The 15867-nt window shown below is 69.6% G+C and carries 18 protein-coding genes; all 18 read left to right on the top strand.

Translation table 11 applies throughout. The features are described 5' to 3' along the window. The first annotated feature begins 53 nt into the window (after positions 1-53). The 18 genes from J2X52_RS04745 (at position 54) to fliR (ending at position 15775) form a co-directional block, all read left to right on the top strand. Positions 54-686 (top strand): response regulator transcription factor, encoded by a 633-nt coding sequence (locus tag J2X52_RS04745; RefSeq protein WP_310149471.1) that lies wholly within the window; start codon positions 54-56, stop codon positions 684-686. A 176-nt stretch (positions 687-862) separates the two neighbouring features. Then, complete coding sequence (gene rpoN, locus J2X52_RS04740; RefSeq protein ID WP_310149468.1) at positions 863-2269, top strand: RNA polymerase factor sigma-54; 1407 nt, start codon at positions 863-865, stop codon at positions 2267-2269. Between the two features lie 10 nt (positions 2270-2279). Continuing rightward, positions 2280-2675 (top strand): response regulator transcription factor, encoded by a 396-nt coding sequence (locus J2X52_RS04735; RefSeq protein ID WP_310149465.1) that lies wholly within the window; start codon positions 2280-2282, stop codon positions 2673-2675. Further along, positions 2672-4129 (top strand): sigma-54 dependent transcriptional regulator, encoded by a 1458-nt coding sequence (locus tag J2X52_RS04730; RefSeq protein ID WP_310149461.1) that lies wholly within the window; start codon positions 2672-2674, stop codon positions 4127-4129. The genes J2X52_RS04735 and J2X52_RS04730 overlap by 4 nt, the downstream gene beginning before the upstream one ends. Before the next feature lie 195 nt (positions 4130-4324). Next, entirely contained in the window at positions 4325-4711 is a 387-nt protein-coding gene (gene fliE, locus J2X52_RS04725) for a flagellar hook-basal body complex protein FliE (protein WP_310149459.1), read from the top strand. Between the two features lie 29 nt (positions 4712-4740). Then, a complete protein-coding gene (gene fliF / locus J2X52_RS04720; RefSeq protein ID WP_310149456.1) occupies positions 4741-6441 on the top strand; it encodes a flagellar basal-body MS-ring/collar protein FliF in 1701 nt (566 codons plus the stop codon). Between the two features lie 10 nt (positions 6442-6451). Then, entirely contained in the window at positions 6452-7441 is a 990-nt protein-coding gene (fliG, locus tag J2X52_RS04715) for a flagellar motor switch protein FliG (protein ID WP_310150267.1), read from the top strand. Further along, positions 7438-8052: a FliH/SctL family protein gene (locus tag J2X52_RS04710; protein ID WP_310149454.1), complete on the top strand. Its 615-nt coding sequence runs from the start codon at positions 7438-7440 to the stop codon at positions 8050-8052. Before fliG ends, J2X52_RS04710 begins: the two co-directional genes overlap by 4 nt. Continuing rightward, positions 8049-9440, top strand: coding sequence for a FliI/YscN family ATPase (locus tag J2X52_RS04705; protein WP_310149451.1), 1392 nt, complete (start codon positions 8049-8051; stop codon positions 9438-9440). Before J2X52_RS04710 ends, J2X52_RS04705 begins: the two co-directional genes overlap by 4 nt. Then, positions 9437-9892 carry a flagellar export protein FliJ gene (gene fliJ / locus J2X52_RS04700; protein ID WP_310149448.1) on the top strand — a complete coding sequence of 152 codons (456 nt, stop codon included), beginning with the start codon at positions 9437-9439 and terminating at the stop codon, positions 9890-9892. The genes J2X52_RS04705 and fliJ overlap by 4 nt, the downstream gene beginning before the upstream one ends. Further along, on the top strand, positions 9889-11094 hold the full coding sequence (locus tag J2X52_RS04695; protein WP_310149445.1) for a flagellar hook-length control protein FliK: 1206 nt from the start codon (positions 9889-9891) through the stop codon (positions 11092-11094). Before fliJ ends, J2X52_RS04695 begins: the two co-directional genes overlap by 4 nt. Positions 11095-11424: 330 nt before the next feature. Then, positions 11425-11910, top strand: coding sequence for a flagellar basal body-associated FliL family protein (locus J2X52_RS04690; RefSeq protein ID WP_310149440.1), 486 nt, complete (start codon positions 11425-11427; stop codon positions 11908-11910). Between the two features lie 10 nt (positions 11911-11920). Then, the gene (fliM, locus tag J2X52_RS04685; RefSeq protein WP_310149437.1) at positions 11921-12928 is read left to right on the top strand and encodes a flagellar motor switch protein FliM; all 1008 of its coding nucleotides are present in this window, start codon (positions 11921-11923) and stop codon (positions 12926-12928) included. Next, positions 12925-13275 (top strand): flagellar motor switch protein FliN, encoded by a 351-nt coding sequence (fliN, locus tag J2X52_RS04680; protein ID WP_310149434.1) that lies wholly within the window; start codon positions 12925-12927, stop codon positions 13273-13275. The genes fliM and fliN overlap by 4 nt, the downstream gene beginning before the upstream one ends. A gap of 188 nt (positions 13276-13463) precedes the next feature. Continuing rightward, positions 13464-13895 (top strand): flagellar biosynthetic protein FliO, encoded by a 432-nt coding sequence (gene fliO, locus J2X52_RS04675; RefSeq protein WP_310150265.1) that lies wholly within the window; start codon positions 13464-13466, stop codon positions 13893-13895. Between the two features lies 1 nt (position 13896). Beyond that, positions 13897-14667, top strand: coding sequence for a flagellar type III secretion system pore protein FliP (gene fliP / locus J2X52_RS04670; protein ID WP_310149432.1), 771 nt, complete (start codon positions 13897-13899; stop codon positions 14665-14667). A 9-nt stretch (positions 14668-14676) separates the two neighbouring features. After that, positions 14677-14946: a flagellar biosynthetic protein FliQ gene (locus J2X52_RS04665; protein ID WP_310149429.1), complete on the top strand. Its 270-nt coding sequence runs from the start codon at positions 14677-14679 to the stop codon at positions 14944-14946. Positions 14947-14974: 28 nt separating this feature from the next. Continuing rightward, entirely contained in the window at positions 14975-15775 is an 801-nt protein-coding gene (gene fliR, locus J2X52_RS04660; RefSeq protein WP_310149426.1) for a flagellar biosynthetic protein FliR, read from the top strand. The last annotated feature ends 92 nt before the right edge of the window (positions 15776-15867 follow it).

Below are 15867 nucleotides of genomic sequence, written 5' to 3'. Positions count from 1 at the left end.
GTCTGTCGTATCCTTGCGCCACCGGGCACGCCCGGCTGCAGGGAGAGCTGCTGTTGCGAGTGCTGATTGTCGACGACCACACCCTTGTGCGGGCAGGCCTGACCCGGCTGCTGCAGGGGTTTGGTGGTGTCGATGTCTGCGCCGAGGCCAGCCGGGCCGACGAGGCCCTGGACCTCGCCCTGATCCACCGCCCCGATGTGGTCCTCATGGACCTGTCGTTGCCCGGCCGTAGCGGCATCGAGGCGATGGCGGCGATCCACGCCGAACTGCCGACGGTCCGGGTGCTCATCATGTCGATGCACGACGATGCCCAGCACGTGCGCAGCGCACTCGAACGCGGCGCAGCAGGGTTCGTGGTCAAGGATGCCGCCCCGCTGGAGCTCGAACTCGCCTTGCGCACCGCGCTTGCCGGCGAAGTGTTTCTCAGTCCGCGGCTGTCGTCGCGGATCATGGCGCCGCTGTTCGGGCGGCCCATGACATCGGGCGTGGATGCACTGTCGAACCGGCAACGACAGATTCTCGATCTGATCGGGCGCGGCCTGAGCAGCAAGGAGATCGGCGTCAAACTCGAGATCAGCGTCAAGACGGTGGAAACCCATCGCGCGCGCATGATGGAAGTGCTCGGCTGCCGCCGCGCCAATGAACTGGTCCTGCTGGCCGCGCGCCAGAACCGCAGCGACACCTGAGCGACTGCCGACGGAAAATCGCCACCGGCGCGCCCGCCCTGCTGTCAGGGAAACCCCTACAGTTGTGGGGCACACCCCGGCAGGCATGGGAAACGCCCTGATAGCGGATCCGTCACCGTGGCTTCACGATTCTTTCACTGGCGCAGCACGCGCCACGACGGAATCGGGACTACGCCATGAAAGCCAGCGCCACCACCTCGATGCAGCTTGGCCAGGGCCTGCAGATGACGCCGCAGCTGCTGCAGTCGATCCGTCTGCTCCAGCTCGACGGCCTGCAGTTGGAGCTGGAAATCCGTCGCGTGCTGGAGCAGAACCCGCTGCTCGAACTCGACGAGGAGACGTCTGCAAATTCGGTGCCGGACGTCAGCGATGGTGCCTCCGACGTGGCCGCGTTCGACGAGTTGCCCGAATCCTCGATGTGGGACGTGCGCGGCAGCAGCTGGAGCGGCGATGACGAAGACGGCCTGCATCGCATTGCCGCGACGGAGTCGAGCGATCCGCATCTGCGCATCCTGCAGCGTCTGGCCACCACGCTCGACGCCGACGATCTGCCGATTGCCGCGTTCTGGCTCGAGCATTGCGACGATGCCGGCTACCTGACCCGGCCGCATGCGGCGCTGCTCGGCGAGGCGGTCGCCACCTTCGGTCGCGCTGCGCACGCGGTCGAAGGTGTGCGCCAGGCCTTGCTGTCGGGCGATCCGGCCGGCGTTGCGGCGCGCGATCTGCGCGAGTGCCTGATCGCCCAGCTCGATGCCCTGCCCGGTCGCGTCGCCGGCCGCGGTCTGGCACGCCGCGTGATCGACGAAGCGCTCGACATGCTCGGCGCGCACGACATCGCCGCGGTGGCTCGCCAGCTGCAGCGCGACGAGGCCGACATCCACGAGGCGGTGCGCCTGATCCTGGCGCTCGACCCGCGTCCCGCGCAGGCGGGTGCGCCCAGCGAGAACACCGCGGTCGTCCCGGACGTGGTCGTCTGGCATGCCGACGCCGGCTGGCGCGTGGCGCTCAATCCTGCCGCGGCGCCGCGGGTGTCCATCAACGCCGGCTACGAGCGTGCACTCGCCGATGGCGAGAGCAGCGGCCCGATGCGCGAGATGCTGCAGGAGGCCCGCTGGTTCACCCGCGGCCTGTCGATGCGCTACGACACACTGCTGCGCACGGCGCGGGTGATCGTCGAGCGTCAGGCCGCGTTCTTGGAGCGCGGCGAGGAAGAAATCGCGCCGCTCACGCTCAAGGACGTGGCCGATGCGATCGGCATGCACGAATCCACGGTGTCGCGCATCACCAGCGGCAAGTTTCTGCAGACGCCGCGCGGCACCATCGAGATGAAGCGCTTCTTCGCCGTGCGTCTCGAGGGCGCGACGGTCTCCGGCGCCGCGGTCCGGGCCATGGTCCGGCGTCTGATCGAGGCCGAGCCGGCCCTGCGCCCGCTGGCCGACGACGCGATCGCCGCGCTGCTCGCCCGCCAGGGCGTGCACATCGCGCGCCGCACCGTGGCCAAGTACCGCGAACAGCTCGACATCGCCCCGGCGCGCGCGCGCCGTCGCGGCGCCCGCCCCACCTTGCTCGCCCGTGCGGGCTGAGGACATCGCAATGCAGACCATCCACGTGCTTCTCGTCGACGACCACGAAGGCTTCATCAACGCCGCGCAACGCCATTTCCGCAAGGTCGACTGGCTCAAGGTAATCGGCACCGCCAGCAACGGTCTGGAGGCGATCGCCCAGTCCGAGGCCCTGCGTCCCGAGGTGGTGCTGATGGACCTGGCCATGCCGGAGATGGGGGGGCTGCAGGCCACGCGCCTGATCAAGGCCCAGGACGCACCGCCCTATATCGTCATCGCCAGCCATTTCGACGACGCCGAGCACCGCGAGCACGCCACCCGCGCCGGCGCCGACAACTTCGTCAGCAAGCTGTCCTACATCCAGGACGTCATGCAGATCCTCGAGTCGCTGCACGCGGATACCGCGCGTGATGGAGCCGTGTCGTGAGTGAACCCCGCATCCTCGTCATCGACAGCAACGGCGACCGCGCCGAGCGTCTGTGCACGTTGCTCGAATTCATGGACCTGCGTCCGCGCTGGGTCTCGGAGCCCGGCGAAGTGTCGGCCGCGCGCAACCGGCCCAGCGACTGGATGGCCGTGCTGGTGGGCAACATCGAGGATGCGTCGGCCGCGCAGACCTTCTTCGCCTGGCTCGGCCAGGACGCCGTGCCGCCGCCGGTGCTGCTGCTCGATGACGAACCCGCGCGCTTTGCCGCCGCGCACGGCCTGCACGAGGCCGGCGTCTGGGCGCTGGAATCGCCGCTGCGCCACATGCAGCTGGAGAATCTGCTGCGCATGGCCAGCCTCAAGCGGCTCGACGCCGAACAGGTCAAGACCGACGACGCCGGCGGCCCCACCGGGACCAGCGCCTCGGTGCAGGCCCTGCGGCGGATGATCGACCAGGTGGCGCCGTTCGATACGACGGTGCTGGTGCTGGGCGAATCGGGCTCGGGCAAGGAAGTCGCCGCGCGTGCGATCCACCAGCGCTCGAACCGGCGCAACGGCCCGTTCGTGGCGATCAACTGCGGCGCGATCCCGGCCGAGCTGCTGGAAAGCGAGCTCTTCGGTCACGAAAAAGGCGCCTTCACCGGTGCCCTGTCGGCGCGCAAGGGCCGCTTCGAAATGGCCGAAGGCGGCACCCTGCTGCTCGACGAAATCGGCGACATGAGCCTGCCGATGCAGGTCAAGCTGCTGCGCGTGCTGCAGGAGCGCTGCTTCGAGCGGGTCGGCGGCAACCAGAGCATCAAGTGCGACGTGCGCGTGATCGCGGCCACCCACCGCAATCTCGAAGCCCGCATCGGCGACGGCCAGTTCCGCGAGGACCTGTTCTATCGCTTGAACGTGTTTCCGATCGAAATGCCGTCGCTGCGCGAGCGCCGTGACGACCTGCCCGAGCTGGTGCGCACCGTCGCCGCGCAGCTGGCCCGCAACGGCCGCGGCGAGATCCGCTTCGCGGCCGACACCCTCGACGTGCTGGCCGGCTACGCCTGGCCGGGCAATGTGCGTGAACTGTGCAACCTGGTCGAGCGCCTGGCGGTGCTCAATCCGGGTGGCCTGGTGCGCGTGCACGATCTGCCGCAGCGCTATCGCGACCATCTGGCCATGGATCTGCTGCCCGAGATCGAAGCCGCGCCTGTACCGCCGGTGCCGCCCGCTGCCGTCGCGTCACAGGTATCTGCAGCAGCCGAGACCGCCGCGGGCAGCGACGACGGCGCGCACCTGCCCGAGGACGGCATGGACTTGCGCGACCACATGGCGCGCATCGAACTGGGCCTGATCCGCGAAGCACTGGAGCGCAGTGATGGCGTGGTTGCCCATGCGGCCCAGCTGCTGGGCCTGCGTCGCACCACCCTGGCCGAGAAGTTGCGCAAGTACGGCATCGAGCGCGATATAGCGGCCTGATCCGTCCGCGCATGGACGGCCCGCTGGCAGGGGCCAGACAGCCGGCCCTCAAGCTGGCCGGCCGGGGGCCGGACCCGCAGGCGCGGGGATCGCGATTCGACGCCGCATGGCGTGCCGGGATTCCGGCACGCCGATCCACAGATTCCGGCACACGTCTTGCATCACTGCTGACAGGTTTCCGTCCCCGGCCATCCCATGAGCCACTCCGTCAATTCGATCCTGTCGCAGATCCGCAGCTACCAGGGCCAGGTGACCCAGTCGCGGCCGATGGCCGGCGATGTCCCGCGCAGCGATGCGATCGCGGTCCAGGGCGGCGTGGGCGGGATGCAGGGCGTCGGCGCGACGACCGGGACCACGGCACCGAGTTTCGGCGCCACCTTGCGCAACGCGCTGGAAGGCGTGAACGGGGCGCAGCAGAAGTCGGGGCAGCTGGTGCGGGCATTCGAACTGGGTGAGCCCGGCGCGGATCTGGCCAAGGTGATGGTCGCCTCGCAGCAATCGCAGGTGGCGTTCCGCGCCACCGTGGAAGTGCGCAATCGACTGGTACAGGCGTACCAGGACGTCATGAACATGCCGCTGTGATGCGGCCCGGACAGGAATAAGCGAAACCCATGGCGATCACGCTGTCCAAGGAAGCCCTCAACACCGATGCGGCCAGCCGCAAGGCGGTCGACGTGCTCGATCGTCTCGAGAAAATGCAGCTGGCCGGCCGTCTGGCGAAGATGATGTTGCTGGCCGCAGCCATCGCGGTCGGGCTGATGGTGTTCTTCTGGGCGCAGAAGCCCGGCTATGTGCCGCTCTACGCCGGGCTCGACGCCAAGGCCACCGCGGAAGCCACCGACCTGCTGCGGGCGGCGCAGATCCCGTTCAAGATGGACCAGGCGTCGGGCGCGATTTCCGTGCCGGAGGCCAATCTCTACGACGCGCGACTGAAGCTCGCCGGCTCAGGGCTGGGTGAGTCGGGTCGGGTCGGCTTCGAACTGATGGAGCGTGATCCGGGCTTCGGCGTCAGCCAGTTCGTCGAGACCGCGCGCTACCAGCATGCGCTGGAGACCGAACTGGTGCGCACCATCGCCGCGCTGCGCCCGGTGCGCGATGCCCGCGTGCATCTGGCGATCCCCAAGCCCTCGGCGTTCACCCGTCAGCGCGAAGCGGCCAGCGCCTCGGTGGTGCTGGAACTGCGTGGCGGCTCCACGCTCGAGCGTGGTCAGGTCGATGCGATCGTGCACCTCGTCGCGTCGAGCATTCCCGATCTTTCGCCCGACCGGGTCACGGTCGTCGACCAGAACGGACGCATGCTCAGCAACGATGCGCAGGACCCCGCGGCCGCGCTCAGCGCGATCCAGTTCGAGCAGGTGCGTCGTCAGGAAACCTCGTTCAACCAGCGCATCCGCGAGCTGCTCGAGCCGATGGCCGGCGCCGGACGTGTCAATGCCGAAGTCACGGTAGACATGGACTTTTCGGTCAGCGAGGAAGCGCGCGAGCTCTACAACGCCGATCCGCCGAAGCTGCGCAGCGAGCAGCTGAGCGAGTCCTCCAGCCGCGAGGCGGCGGCCCAGGGCGTACCCGGCGCCACCCCGAACCTGCCCGACAATGCGATCAACCCGGCGCCGCTCGACGCCCAGGTCGCAGCCGCCACCGGCGGCGACGCCGCCGGCGATTCCTCGCGCAGTTCCACGCGCAATTACGAACTCGACCGCACGCTCAGCCATACCCGCCAGCCGCCCGGTCGCATCCGCCGGGTCAGCGCCGCGGTGCTGGTCGACCACGTGCCGCGCACGGGTGCCGATGGCACGTCCACCGCGCAGCCGCTGACGGCCGCGGAACTGCAGCGCATCGAGGCGCTGGTGCGTCAGGCCGTCGGGTTCGACGAAGCGCGCGGCGACACGGTGTCGGTGATGAACGCGCCCTTCGTGCGCGAGGCGTCCGAAGGATTCGAAGGGCCGCCGTGGTGGCAGCAGCCGATGCTGCGCGACATCGCGCGGCTGGCGCTGGGTGCACTCGTGGTCCTGGCCCTGCTGTTCGGCGTGGTCCGCCCCGCCGTCCGCCAGATCACCGGCCCGTCCAAGCTGCCCGCACCGAAGACGCCGGCGACGGCCGAAGTCACCCTGCTCGACGGCGATCAACCGCTGCCGGCTCTGGCCGAGGACACCGCCAGCATCGACACACTGTCAGGTGGGCGTGCGCCGATCGCGTTGCCATCGGATGCCTACGAGGACCGTCTGCGCGTTGCGCGCGAGGCGGTGAAGACGGATTCCAAGCGCGTGGCGCAAGTAGTCAAGGGATGGTTGGACGATGAAGCGGCCGCATGACCTCAACGCCCTGACCGGCGTCCAGCGCGCAGCCGTGCTGCTGCTCTCGCTCGGCGAAGTGGACGCGGCCGAGGTGCTCAAGCACATGGACGCCAAGGAAGTGCAGAAGCTCGGCCTGGCGATGGCGACCATGGGCTCGGTCAGTCGCGAGCAGGTCGGGCACGTGATGGAGGACTTCTCGGGCGCGCTCGACCGGCAGACTTCGCTCGGCGTCGGCGCCGACGACTACATCCGCGCGGTGCTGGTGCAGGCGCTGGGCGCCGACAAGGCCGGCGGTGTGATCGATCGCATCCTGCTCGGCCGCAACACCACCGGCCTCGATACGCTCAAGTGGATGGACCCGCGCGCAATCGCCGATCTGGTGCGTCACGAGCACCCGCAGATCATCGCGATCGTGCTCTCGCATCTCGACGCCGACCAAGCGGCCGATGCGCTGAAGCTGCTGCCCGAGCGCACCCGCGCCGATGTGCTGCTGCGCATCGCCACCCTCGACGGCATTCCGCCCAACGCGCTCAACGAACTCAACGAGATCATGGAGCGCCAGTTCTCCGGCAACCAGAACCTCAAATCGTCCGCGGTGGGCGGCATCAAGGTGGCGGCGAACATTCTCAATTTCATGGATACCGGTCCCGATCAGGGCCTGCTGGCTGCGATCCGCAAGGTGGATGAAGTGCTCGGCCAGCGCATCCAGGACCTGATGTTCGTGTTCGACGATCTCAACGAGCTCGACGATCGCGAACTGCAGTCCGTGCTGCGTGAAGTCTCCGGCGAGCGCCTGGGCATCGCCCTGCGCGGCGCCGATCCCAAGGTCCGCGACAAGATCACCCGCAACATGTCGCAGCGCGCGGCGGAGATCCTGCTCGAGGACATGGAAGCCCGCGGCCCGGTGCGTCTGTCGGATGTGGAAAGCGCGCAGAAGGAGATCCTCACCCTGGTCCGGCGCATGGCCGATGAGGGCACCATCTCGCTCGGCGGCGGCAGCGCCGAGGCGCTCGTATGAACAGCGCCGTGCGGTGGTATGCGCCGTCGCTGGAAGACGCGGCGCCGCCGGTTGTCGACGATGAACCGGTGGAGATGCCGCACCCGCCGTCGCTGGAGGAGATCCAGCAGATCCGCGACGACGCCCAGCACGAAGGCTTCAATGAAGGCATGGCCCAGGGCCACGCCGAAGGACTGGCCCAGGCCCAGGGCGAGATGCGCCGCCTGACCGCGCAGATCGAAGGCATCCTCGACAATTTCTCGCGGCCGCTGGTCAGGCTGGAGAACGAAGTGGTCGCGGCGCTCGGCGATCTCGCCGTGCGCATCGCCGGTGGGCTGGTGGGCGGCGCCTACGAGGCCGATCCCGAATTGCTGGCTGGCCTGGTCACCGAGGCGGTGGACGCGGCCGGCGGCATGGCGCGTGAGGTCGAGGTGCGCCTGCACCCCGACGACATCGCCGCGCTGGCACCGATCCTGACGCTCGCGCCGGCCACGCGCCTGGTGGCCGATCCGGCGCTGGCGCGCGGCGACCTGCGCGTGCACGCGGAAACCGTCCGCATCGACGGCAGTCTCGACGCCCGTCTGCGCGGCGTGCTGGACACCGTGATGCGCCGCGCGGGGACACGCACATGAGTCCCGTCGCCCTGCCCTTCGCCGATCCGGCCGACTGGCTGACCGCGCGCAACCTGCGCCTGGCCACGCGCCTGGATGCGACCGGCCCGGATCCCGCGGCCGGACGCGGCCTCGTGCGTGAAGGCATCCTGCGCCGCGCCGTGGGCCTGACGCTGGAAGCCGTCGGCTGCGAAGCGCCGATGGGCGCCACCTGCAAGGTGGAAGTCGATGGCGGCTGGGTCGAGGCCGAGGTCGTCGGGTTTGCCGGCGATCGCACCTCGCTGATGCCGAGCGCCGAAACCCACGGTCTGCTGCCCAACGCACGCGTGGTGCCGGTGCTGCGCCGCGGCGGCGTCGAGGTCGGCGAAGGCCTGCTGGGCCGGGTGATCGATTCCGACGGCGTGCCGCTCGACGGCAAGGGCCCGATCCGCGCCGAAGGCAGCGTCGGCATGGCCGGCGTCTCAATCAATCCACTGGCCCGCGAGCCCATCATCCAGCCGCTGGATGTGGGCGTGCGCGCGATCAATGCGCTGCTGCCGATCGGTCGCGGCCAGCGCGTGGGCCTGTTCGCCGGCTCGGGCGTCGGCAAGTCGACGCTGCTCGGCATGATGACCCGCTTCACCGCGGCCGACGTCATCGTCGTCGGCCTGATTGGCGAACGAGGCCGCGAAGTGCGCGATTTCGTCGAGAGCACGCTCGGCGAAGAGGGCCTGCGCCGCGCGGTCGTCGTCGCCGCGCCGGCAGACCGTCCACCGCTGGCACGCCTGCACGGCGCCTATCGCGCCACGGCCATTGCCGAATGGTTCCGCGACCAGGGACTCAACGTGCTGCTGCTGATGGATTCGCTGACCCGCTTCGCCCAGGCGCAGCGCGAGATCGGCCTGTCGGTCGGCGAGCCGCCGACCACCCGCGGCTATCCGCCGAGCGTGTTCGCCAAGCTGCCGGCACTGGTGGAACGTGCCGGCAACGGCGCCGCCGGGCGCGGCTCGATCACCGCGTTCTACACCGTACTGACCGAGGGCGACGATCCGCAGGATCCGATCGCCGACGCCGCGCGCGCCATTCTCGACGGCCACATTCTGTTGTCGCGCCGGATCGCCGACGCCGGCCTGTATCCAGCGATCGATGTGGAATCGTCAGTCAGCCGCGTGGTCACCGAGATCGCCGACGAGACCTGGCGCCAGCGCATCCGTTCACTGAAGCGGCTGATCTCGGCCTACACCGCCAACCGCGACCTGATCGCCATCGGCGCCTATCAACGTGGCGCCGATCCGGCGGTCGACGAGGCCCTGGCGCGTTGGCCCGAGATCGTCGAATTCCTGGGCCAGGACATCGCCCACGCCGCCGACCTGACCCACAGCCGTGAAGCGCTCGAGCGCCTGCTGCATCCCGAGGAACCCGCCGCATGAAACAGTCCCGCCGCATCGATCCGCTGCTCAACCGCGCCCAGGAAACCCAGGACGCGGCGGCGCGCGTGCTGGCCGACCGGCAGAGCACGCTGGCCCAGCACGAGGCCCAGCTCGACGAGCTGCGCCGCTATGCGGACGAATACGGCAGCAGCCAGCTGTCGGCGACCAATCCCGCCCAGTTGGCCAACCGCCGTGCCTTCCTCGACCGCCTGCAGTCGGCCGTCGAGCAACAGTCGCGCGCGGTCGACAACAGTCGCCAGACCGTCGAGCTCGAACGCGGCCGCCTGCTGCTCGCCAGCCGCGACAAACAGGTTCTGGAACAGCTCGCGGCGAGTTACCGCGCGCAGGAACGCCAGGTCGACGAACGTCGCTCGCAACGGGAACTCGACGATCTGGGCGCACGCCGGGTGCGCATCGCCCAGCTCGCCGCGGCCGACGGAGCGGATGCATGACGCCGCTGACCGCGGCCCCGTCGCCGTCGCCTGCGCCTGTCGCGGCCAAGCCCGGGGCGCGCGCCGACGCAGCCGCCAGCAGCGGCGGCGAATCCAATGCGTTCGCCAAGGCGCTGCAGCGTCGTCAGGCCGCGGACGGCAGCGCCGGTGCGCAGCGTGCGGGCGGGCCGCCCCAGAACGATCCGACGACGTCAACCGGCGCCGCGCCGGCAAAGACGACCTCTCCGCCAGGCGCCGCCGTCGACGAGACTGCACCGGATGCGCCGGCCGCGATTGACGCACAGCCTCCCGCCGCGGTCTGGCCGCCGGTCGGACTGGCTGGTCTGCTGGGATTCGCGGATGACAAGGCCACTTTGGAGGATGGCGCCGCCGTCGACGACACTGCACCGGATGCGCCGGCCGCGATCGACGCACAGCCTCCCACCGCGGTCTGGCCGCCCGTTGGACTGGCCGGTCTGCTCGGCTTCGCGGTTGATGACGCATCGCCGATGCCGACGCCCCTCGCGCCGTCCGATGCCGGGGCGGACGCCGAATTGCCGGCCGCAGGCCTGCTGACGGGCGCAGCGCCGGCGCCGGCGCGCGACCTGCCCTCTGCGCCGGGCGTGCCCGTCACGACACCGATGCCGGTTGCGACACTGCCGGTCGCAGATGAAGCGCCGCTTCCGATTCCTGCCGTGGCCGCGGAGGCGGCTGCGCCCATCGAAGGCGGCGAGCCTGCGCCGGTCGCGTTCGTGCTGCCCACGCCTGCGCCCTTGCGCGAACCGCCGCCGCTGCTGGCGACGCCACTGCCCACGCCCCAGGTGGGCGCGGAGGATTTCGAGGCGCGATTCGGCGCCCAGATCGAATGGATGGCGGACCGCAAGATCAGCGAGGCCCGCATCCGTGTCACGCCGAACGATCTCGGACCGGTCGAGGTGCGTCTGCATCTGGACGGGGACCGGATCCGCGCCGATTTCGTCAGCGCCAACACCGAGACCCGCCAGGCCCTCGAGCACGGGATGCCGCGGCTGCGCGATCTGCTGGGCGAGCACGGCTTCCAGCTGGCCCACGCCAACGTGGGCAGCGGTCAGCCCGGCGCTGGCCAGTCCGGCGGCGCTGGAACGCCGGACGGCAACAGCAGCGGCGCCGAAGACGAGGGCGTTGGCCCACGCGCGCCGACGGCGCACATGCGCACGCTCGGCCTGCTCGACGCCTACGCCTGATCCCAGCGCCCGACGCGCCGCCTGCGCCTCGCGTTTGCTCGCCCGTGGGCCGGGTCACGGACCGATACACCTCTGATCCACGTCCTACCCGCACCTGCGGACGGCAAGCGAGGTATCTGGGGCGCCTGCCGCCCGCTTGCGGGCGCATCGGACGGGATGGCCATCACGACAGAATTCCGTCTCGCGTCACCTCCACGGGTGCAATCCAAGGCGGCGTGAAGCCTGCGTGAGGCCTGCGATGCCGCGCCGCGACGGGGCCGACGGAAAACCGGCGCCGGTCCGGCACAGGGTTTGCATCCCTCCCGGTGGATTCCCAACCGGTACAGCCCCGTGACCGCCGTCAGCCCCGCCTCGCCCGCGCCCTCCAAGAAACGCCGCCTGCTCATGATCACCATCGGCCTGCTCGTGCTCGCCGGCGCCGGCGCCGGCGGCTGGTACATGTTCATGCACAAGGCGGCCGCCCCGGCGGAAGAGGCCAAGACCGCACTGCCTGCGCCGGCCCAGTACCTGCCGATGACGCCTGCCTTCGTGGTGAACCTGGACGAGACCCCGTCGGGCCCCCGCTATCTGCAGGTGGAAGTGCAGCTGGTCACCCGCGATCCACTGGCGGGCGCGGCGCTGCAGGCGCACGAACCGGCGCTGCGCGCCCGGCTGCTGATGCTGTTCGCGCAGCAGACCTATGACGGCGTGTCCACGCGCGCCGGCAAGGAGGCGCTGCAGGCGCAGGCCCTGAAGGAAGTGCAGGCGCTGATGACGGAAGAGACCGGCAAGCCGGTCGCCGAAGCGCTGCTGTTCACCAGTTTCGTGACCCAGTGAGCCCGCCACGATGAGCGATCTGCTCTCCCAGGACGAGATCGACGCGCTGCTGCACGGCGTCGACGCCGGCGTGGTGGACACCGAGCCGGCGCCGGATCCGGGCGTCGCCCGCACCTACGATTTCGCCAGCCAGGACCGCATCATCCGCGGCCGCATGCCGACGCTGGAGATGGTCAACGAGCGCTTCGTGCGCCTGTGGCGCATCGGCCTGTTCAACCTGATCCGACGCTCGGCCGACGTCTCGGTGCGCGGCATCGACCTGGTGAAGTTCGGTGACTACCTGCACCAGCTCTACGTGCCCACCAACCTCAACCTGATCAAGTTCAAGCCGCTGCGCGGCACCGGGCTGGTGGTGTTCGAACCCAAGCTGGTGTTCGCGGTGGTCGACAACTTCTTCGGCGGTGACGGGCGTTACCCGACGCGCATCGAAGGCCGCGAGTTCACGGCCACCGAGATGCGGGTGATCCAGCTGATGCTCAAGCAGACCTTCGCCGACATGACCGAGGCTTGGGCGCCGGTCCTGGATATCGACTGCGAATACATCAACTCCGAGATCAACCCGCACTTCGCCAATATCGTCACTCCGCGCGAGTACGTGGTGGTGAGCCGCTTCCATGTGGAACTGGAGGGTGGCGGCGGCGAGATCCACATCACCCTGCCGTACTCGATGCTCGAGCCGATCCGCGAGCTGCTCGACGCCGGCATCCAGAGTGATCGCGTCGACCGCGACGAGAGCTGGAACATCTCGATGCGGCAGCAGCTGATGAATTCCGAGGTCACCGTGTCGAGCGTGCTGGCCAAACGCAACATCGAGCTGCGCCAGCTGACCTGCCTGAAAGTCGGCGACATCCTGCCGATCGACCTGCCTGCCGAAGTGCCGATCTGCATCGAGGGCATTCCCGTGTTCACCGGCCGCTTCGGCACCGCCGGTGGCTACAACGTCGTGAAGATCACCGAGACCCATCCGCCGGGCGCCACGCCCGCGCGCCGTACCGAACCCCAGGATCTGCCCGCATGAGTGACCAGGACAACGTGTTTCCACAGAACGCCGCCGCGCCCGCCAAGTTCGACGACCTGCGCGCCGACGGCCCGATCGACGGCGCCGATCTCAACCTCGACGTGATCCTCGACGTGCCGGTGGCGCTGTCGCTGGAAGTCGGCCGCACGCGCATGCCGATCCGCAGCCTGCTGCAGCTCAACCGCGGCTCGGTCATCGAGCTCGAGCGCGGCGCAGGCGAGCCGTTGGATGTCTACGTCAACGGCACCCTGATCGCGCATGGCGAGGTCGTGGTCATCAATGACCGCTTCGGCGTGCGTCTGACGGACGTGGTGAGCCCCAGCGAGCGGATCCGGAGACTGCGGTGACCCAGGCGCGTGAAAACGCCACGGCGCCGGACCCGGCTCCGCCGTCGATCTCCGCCGAGATCGGTCTAGAGCCGCAGATCGAGGCCTCATCGTCCGCCCGCGACGACGACGAGGCGGCCGCTCTGGAGACGGGCGGCGACGGTGCGGCGAATGCCGCGGCAGACGGCGCCGTCGACTTCTCGACCGTGGTGGCATCGACCACAGCGCCTGCACGGGCGGTCGAGACGACGGCCAGCGTCGCCCCGCCGGCCAAGCCGATCGTCATCGGCGCACATGCGCCGCAGGGCCCTGGGCTCGGTGGCGCGTTCCTTGCACTGGTGCTGGTGCTGGGCCTGATCGTCGGTCTGGGCTGGCTGCTCAAGCGCCTGCCCGGCGGCGGCTTCCGCCAGGCGGACGGCCTGCGCATCGTCGCGAGCATTCCGCTGGGCGGCAAGGAGCGCGCGGCGGTGGTGCAGGTCGGCGGCGAGCAACTGCTGCTGGGGATCGGCGCCGGCGGGGTGCGCACCCTGCACGTACTGCCGCAGCCGCTGCCCGAGACATCGCCCGCGCAGATGCCGACGCTCAAGAACCTTCCCGATTTCAAGCAATTGCTCGCGCAGCGCCTGCGCAAGGACACCTGACATGCCCCGCAGCACCCGTCCGCGCCTGATCGCGCTGGTTGCCCTGGTCCTCAGCCTGCTGCTGCCACTGTGGGCGGCAGCTGCCACCGGCGCGCCGCAGCTGCCGGCGCTGCCCGACGTGACGGTCGGCCAGATCGGCAATGCGCCGGTCAGCCTGCCGCTGCAGACGTTGCTGCTGATGACGGCGATCACGCTGATCCCGTCGATGCTGCTGGTGTTGACCGCCTTCACCCGGATCATCGTCGTGTTCGCCCTGCTGCGGCAGGCGCTGGGCACGGGACAGACGCCGTCGAACCAGGTGCTGGTCGGCCTGGCGCTGTTTTTGACCGCGCTGGTGATGACGCCGGTGTGGGAGGCGGCCTGGAACAGCGGCTTCGGGCCCTACCTCAACGGGCAGATCGACTTCCGCACCGCCTGGGACCTCGGCACCGCGCCGCTGCGCGGCTTCATGCTGGCCCAGGTCCGCGAGACCGACCTGATGACCTTCGCCGGTCTGGCCGGGCACAGCACCTACGCCGGCCCGGACGACGTGCCGTTCCAGGTCCTGGTGGCCTCGTTCGTCACCAGCGAACTCAAGACCGCGTTCGAGATCGGGTTCCTGATCTTCATCCCCTTCATCATCATCGACCTGGTCGTGGCCAGTGTGCTGATGTCGATGGGCATGATGATGCTGTCGCCGATGCTGGTGTCCGCGCCGTTCAAGATCCTGCTGTTCGTGCTGGTGGACGGCTGGGTGCTGACGGTCGGCACCCTCGCCGCCAGCTTCAACTGAGGCGCCGGCATGTCTCCCGAACTCGCACTCACTGAGTTGCGGCGTGGGCTCGAGGTCGCGCTGTGGGTCGGCGGACCGCTGCTTGCCGTGGTGCTGGCGGTCGGCGTGATCGTCGGCGTGGTGCAGGCCGCGACCCAGATCAACGAGCCCACCATCGCCTTCGTCGCCAAGGCCGCCGCGTTGACGGCGGCCCTGTTCGCACTCGGCGCGTTGCTCCTCGGTTACCTGGTCGACTACACGATCACGCTGTTTCGCAGCATTCCCCATCTGATCGGCTGACACCGCCGATGCACGTGCGCCCACGCTGATGGATTCCGCGACCCAGATTGCGATCGATGGCCAGCAGGCCTTCGGCATGATCGGCACCTTGCTGTGGACCGCCCTGCGGGTGGGTGCGCTGCTGATGGCGATGCCGGTGATCGGCACCCGCGCCCTGCCCGCGCGCATCCGGGTCATGGCTGCGCTGGTGCTGAGCCTGGCGCTGGCGCCGCTGATGCCGGCACCGCCGCCCTGGACCGGATTCGACGCCGCCACGGTGTTGTCGGTCGCGCGCGAACTGGCGGTCGGCGCGGCAATGGGCTTCATGCTGCGGCTGGTGTTCGAGGCCGGCGCACTGGCCGGCGAACTGATCTCGCAGGGCTCGGGCCTGTCGTTCGCGACGATGAGCGATCCGATGCGCGGCGTGCAGTCGGGCGTGGTCAGCCAATGGTTCTATCTGGCCTTCGGCCTGCTGTTCTTCGCCGCCAATGGCCATCTGGCGGTGGTGGCGATGCTGGTGCACAGCTACGAGGCGCTGCCCATCGGCACCGCCCTGCCTGACGTCCGGGCGACGTTGCGTATCGCGCCGGAGTTCTTCGCCCTGGTGCTGCGCGGCGGGGTGACCCTGGCGCTGCCGGTCATGGTGGCGCTGCTGGCCGTGAACCTGGCTTTCGGCGTGCTCGCACGCGCAGCGCCCGCGCTCAATCCCATCCAGCTCGGCCTGCCGATCTCGGTCCTGGTCGGCCTGTTCCTGATTGCGATGCTGGCCGGCGAACTCGGCCCGCCGGTGCAGCGTCTCTTCGACAGCGCGTTCGATGCGGCAGGGCGCGTGCCCCTGGGCGGTCCCTGAGCCAAACGGCGACGCCGGCAAGCGGGCGCCCGTCGGGCCAGCGCATCTGTGAAGCCCAGCGCCGCGAGCCGGCACGGCGCTTGCAGATGAAA

This window comes from Luteimonas sp. 3794, from assembly GCF_031456825.1.
GTDB lineage: Bacteria > Pseudomonadota > Gammaproteobacteria > Xanthomonadales > Xanthomonadaceae > Luteimonas.
The sequence above is the reverse complement of the archived record's forward strand: the minus strand, read 5'-3'. Positions and strand labels throughout refer to the sequence as shown.

What these genes read in the sequence shown, in the direction of transcription:
- rpoN (WP_310149468.1), top strand. Translation starts at nt 863, where the DNA reads ATGAAAGCCAGCGCCACCACCTCGATGCAGCTTGGCCAGGGCCTGCAG.
- J2X52_RS04735 (WP_310149465.1), top strand. Translation starts at nt 2,280, where the DNA reads ATGCAGACCATCCACGTGCTTCTCGTCGACGACCACGAAGGCTTCATC.
- fliE (WP_310149459.1), top strand. Translation starts at nt 4,325, where the DNA reads ATGAGCCACTCCGTCAATTCGATCCTGTCGCAGATCCGCAGCTACCAG.
- fliF (WP_310149456.1), top strand. Translation starts at nt 4,741, where the DNA reads ATGGCGATCACGCTGTCCAAGGAAGCCCTCAACACCGATGCGGCCAGC.
- J2X52_RS04710 (WP_310149454.1), top strand. Translation starts at nt 7,438, where the DNA reads ATGAACAGCGCCGTGCGGTGGTATGCGCCGTCGCTGGAAGACGCGGCG.
- J2X52_RS04705 (WP_310149451.1), top strand. Translation starts at nt 8,049, where the DNA reads ATGAGTCCCGTCGCCCTGCCCTTCGCCGATCCGGCCGACTGGCTGACC.
- fliJ (WP_310149448.1), top strand. Translation starts at nt 9,437, where the DNA reads ATGAAACAGTCCCGCCGCATCGATCCGCTGCTCAACCGCGCCCAGGAA.
- J2X52_RS04695 (WP_310149445.1), top strand. Translation starts at nt 9,889, where the DNA reads ATGACGCCGCTGACCGCGGCCCCGTCGCCGTCGCCTGCGCCTGTCGCG.
- fliM (WP_310149437.1), top strand. Translation starts at nt 11,921, where the DNA reads ATGAGCGATCTGCTCTCCCAGGACGAGATCGACGCGCTGCTGCACGGC.
- fliN (WP_310149434.1), top strand. Translation starts at nt 12,925, where the DNA reads ATGAGTGACCAGGACAACGTGTTTCCACAGAACGCCGCCGCGCCCGCC.
- fliP (WP_310149432.1), top strand. Translation starts at nt 13,897, where the DNA reads ATGCCCCGCAGCACCCGTCCGCGCCTGATCGCGCTGGTTGCCCTGGTC.
- J2X52_RS04665 (WP_310149429.1), top strand. Translation starts at nt 14,677, where the DNA reads ATGTCTCCCGAACTCGCACTCACTGAGTTGCGGCGTGGGCTCGAGGTC.
- fliR (WP_310149426.1), top strand. Translation starts at nt 14,975, where the DNA reads ATGGATTCCGCGACCCAGATTGCGATCGATGGCCAGCAGGCCTTCGGC.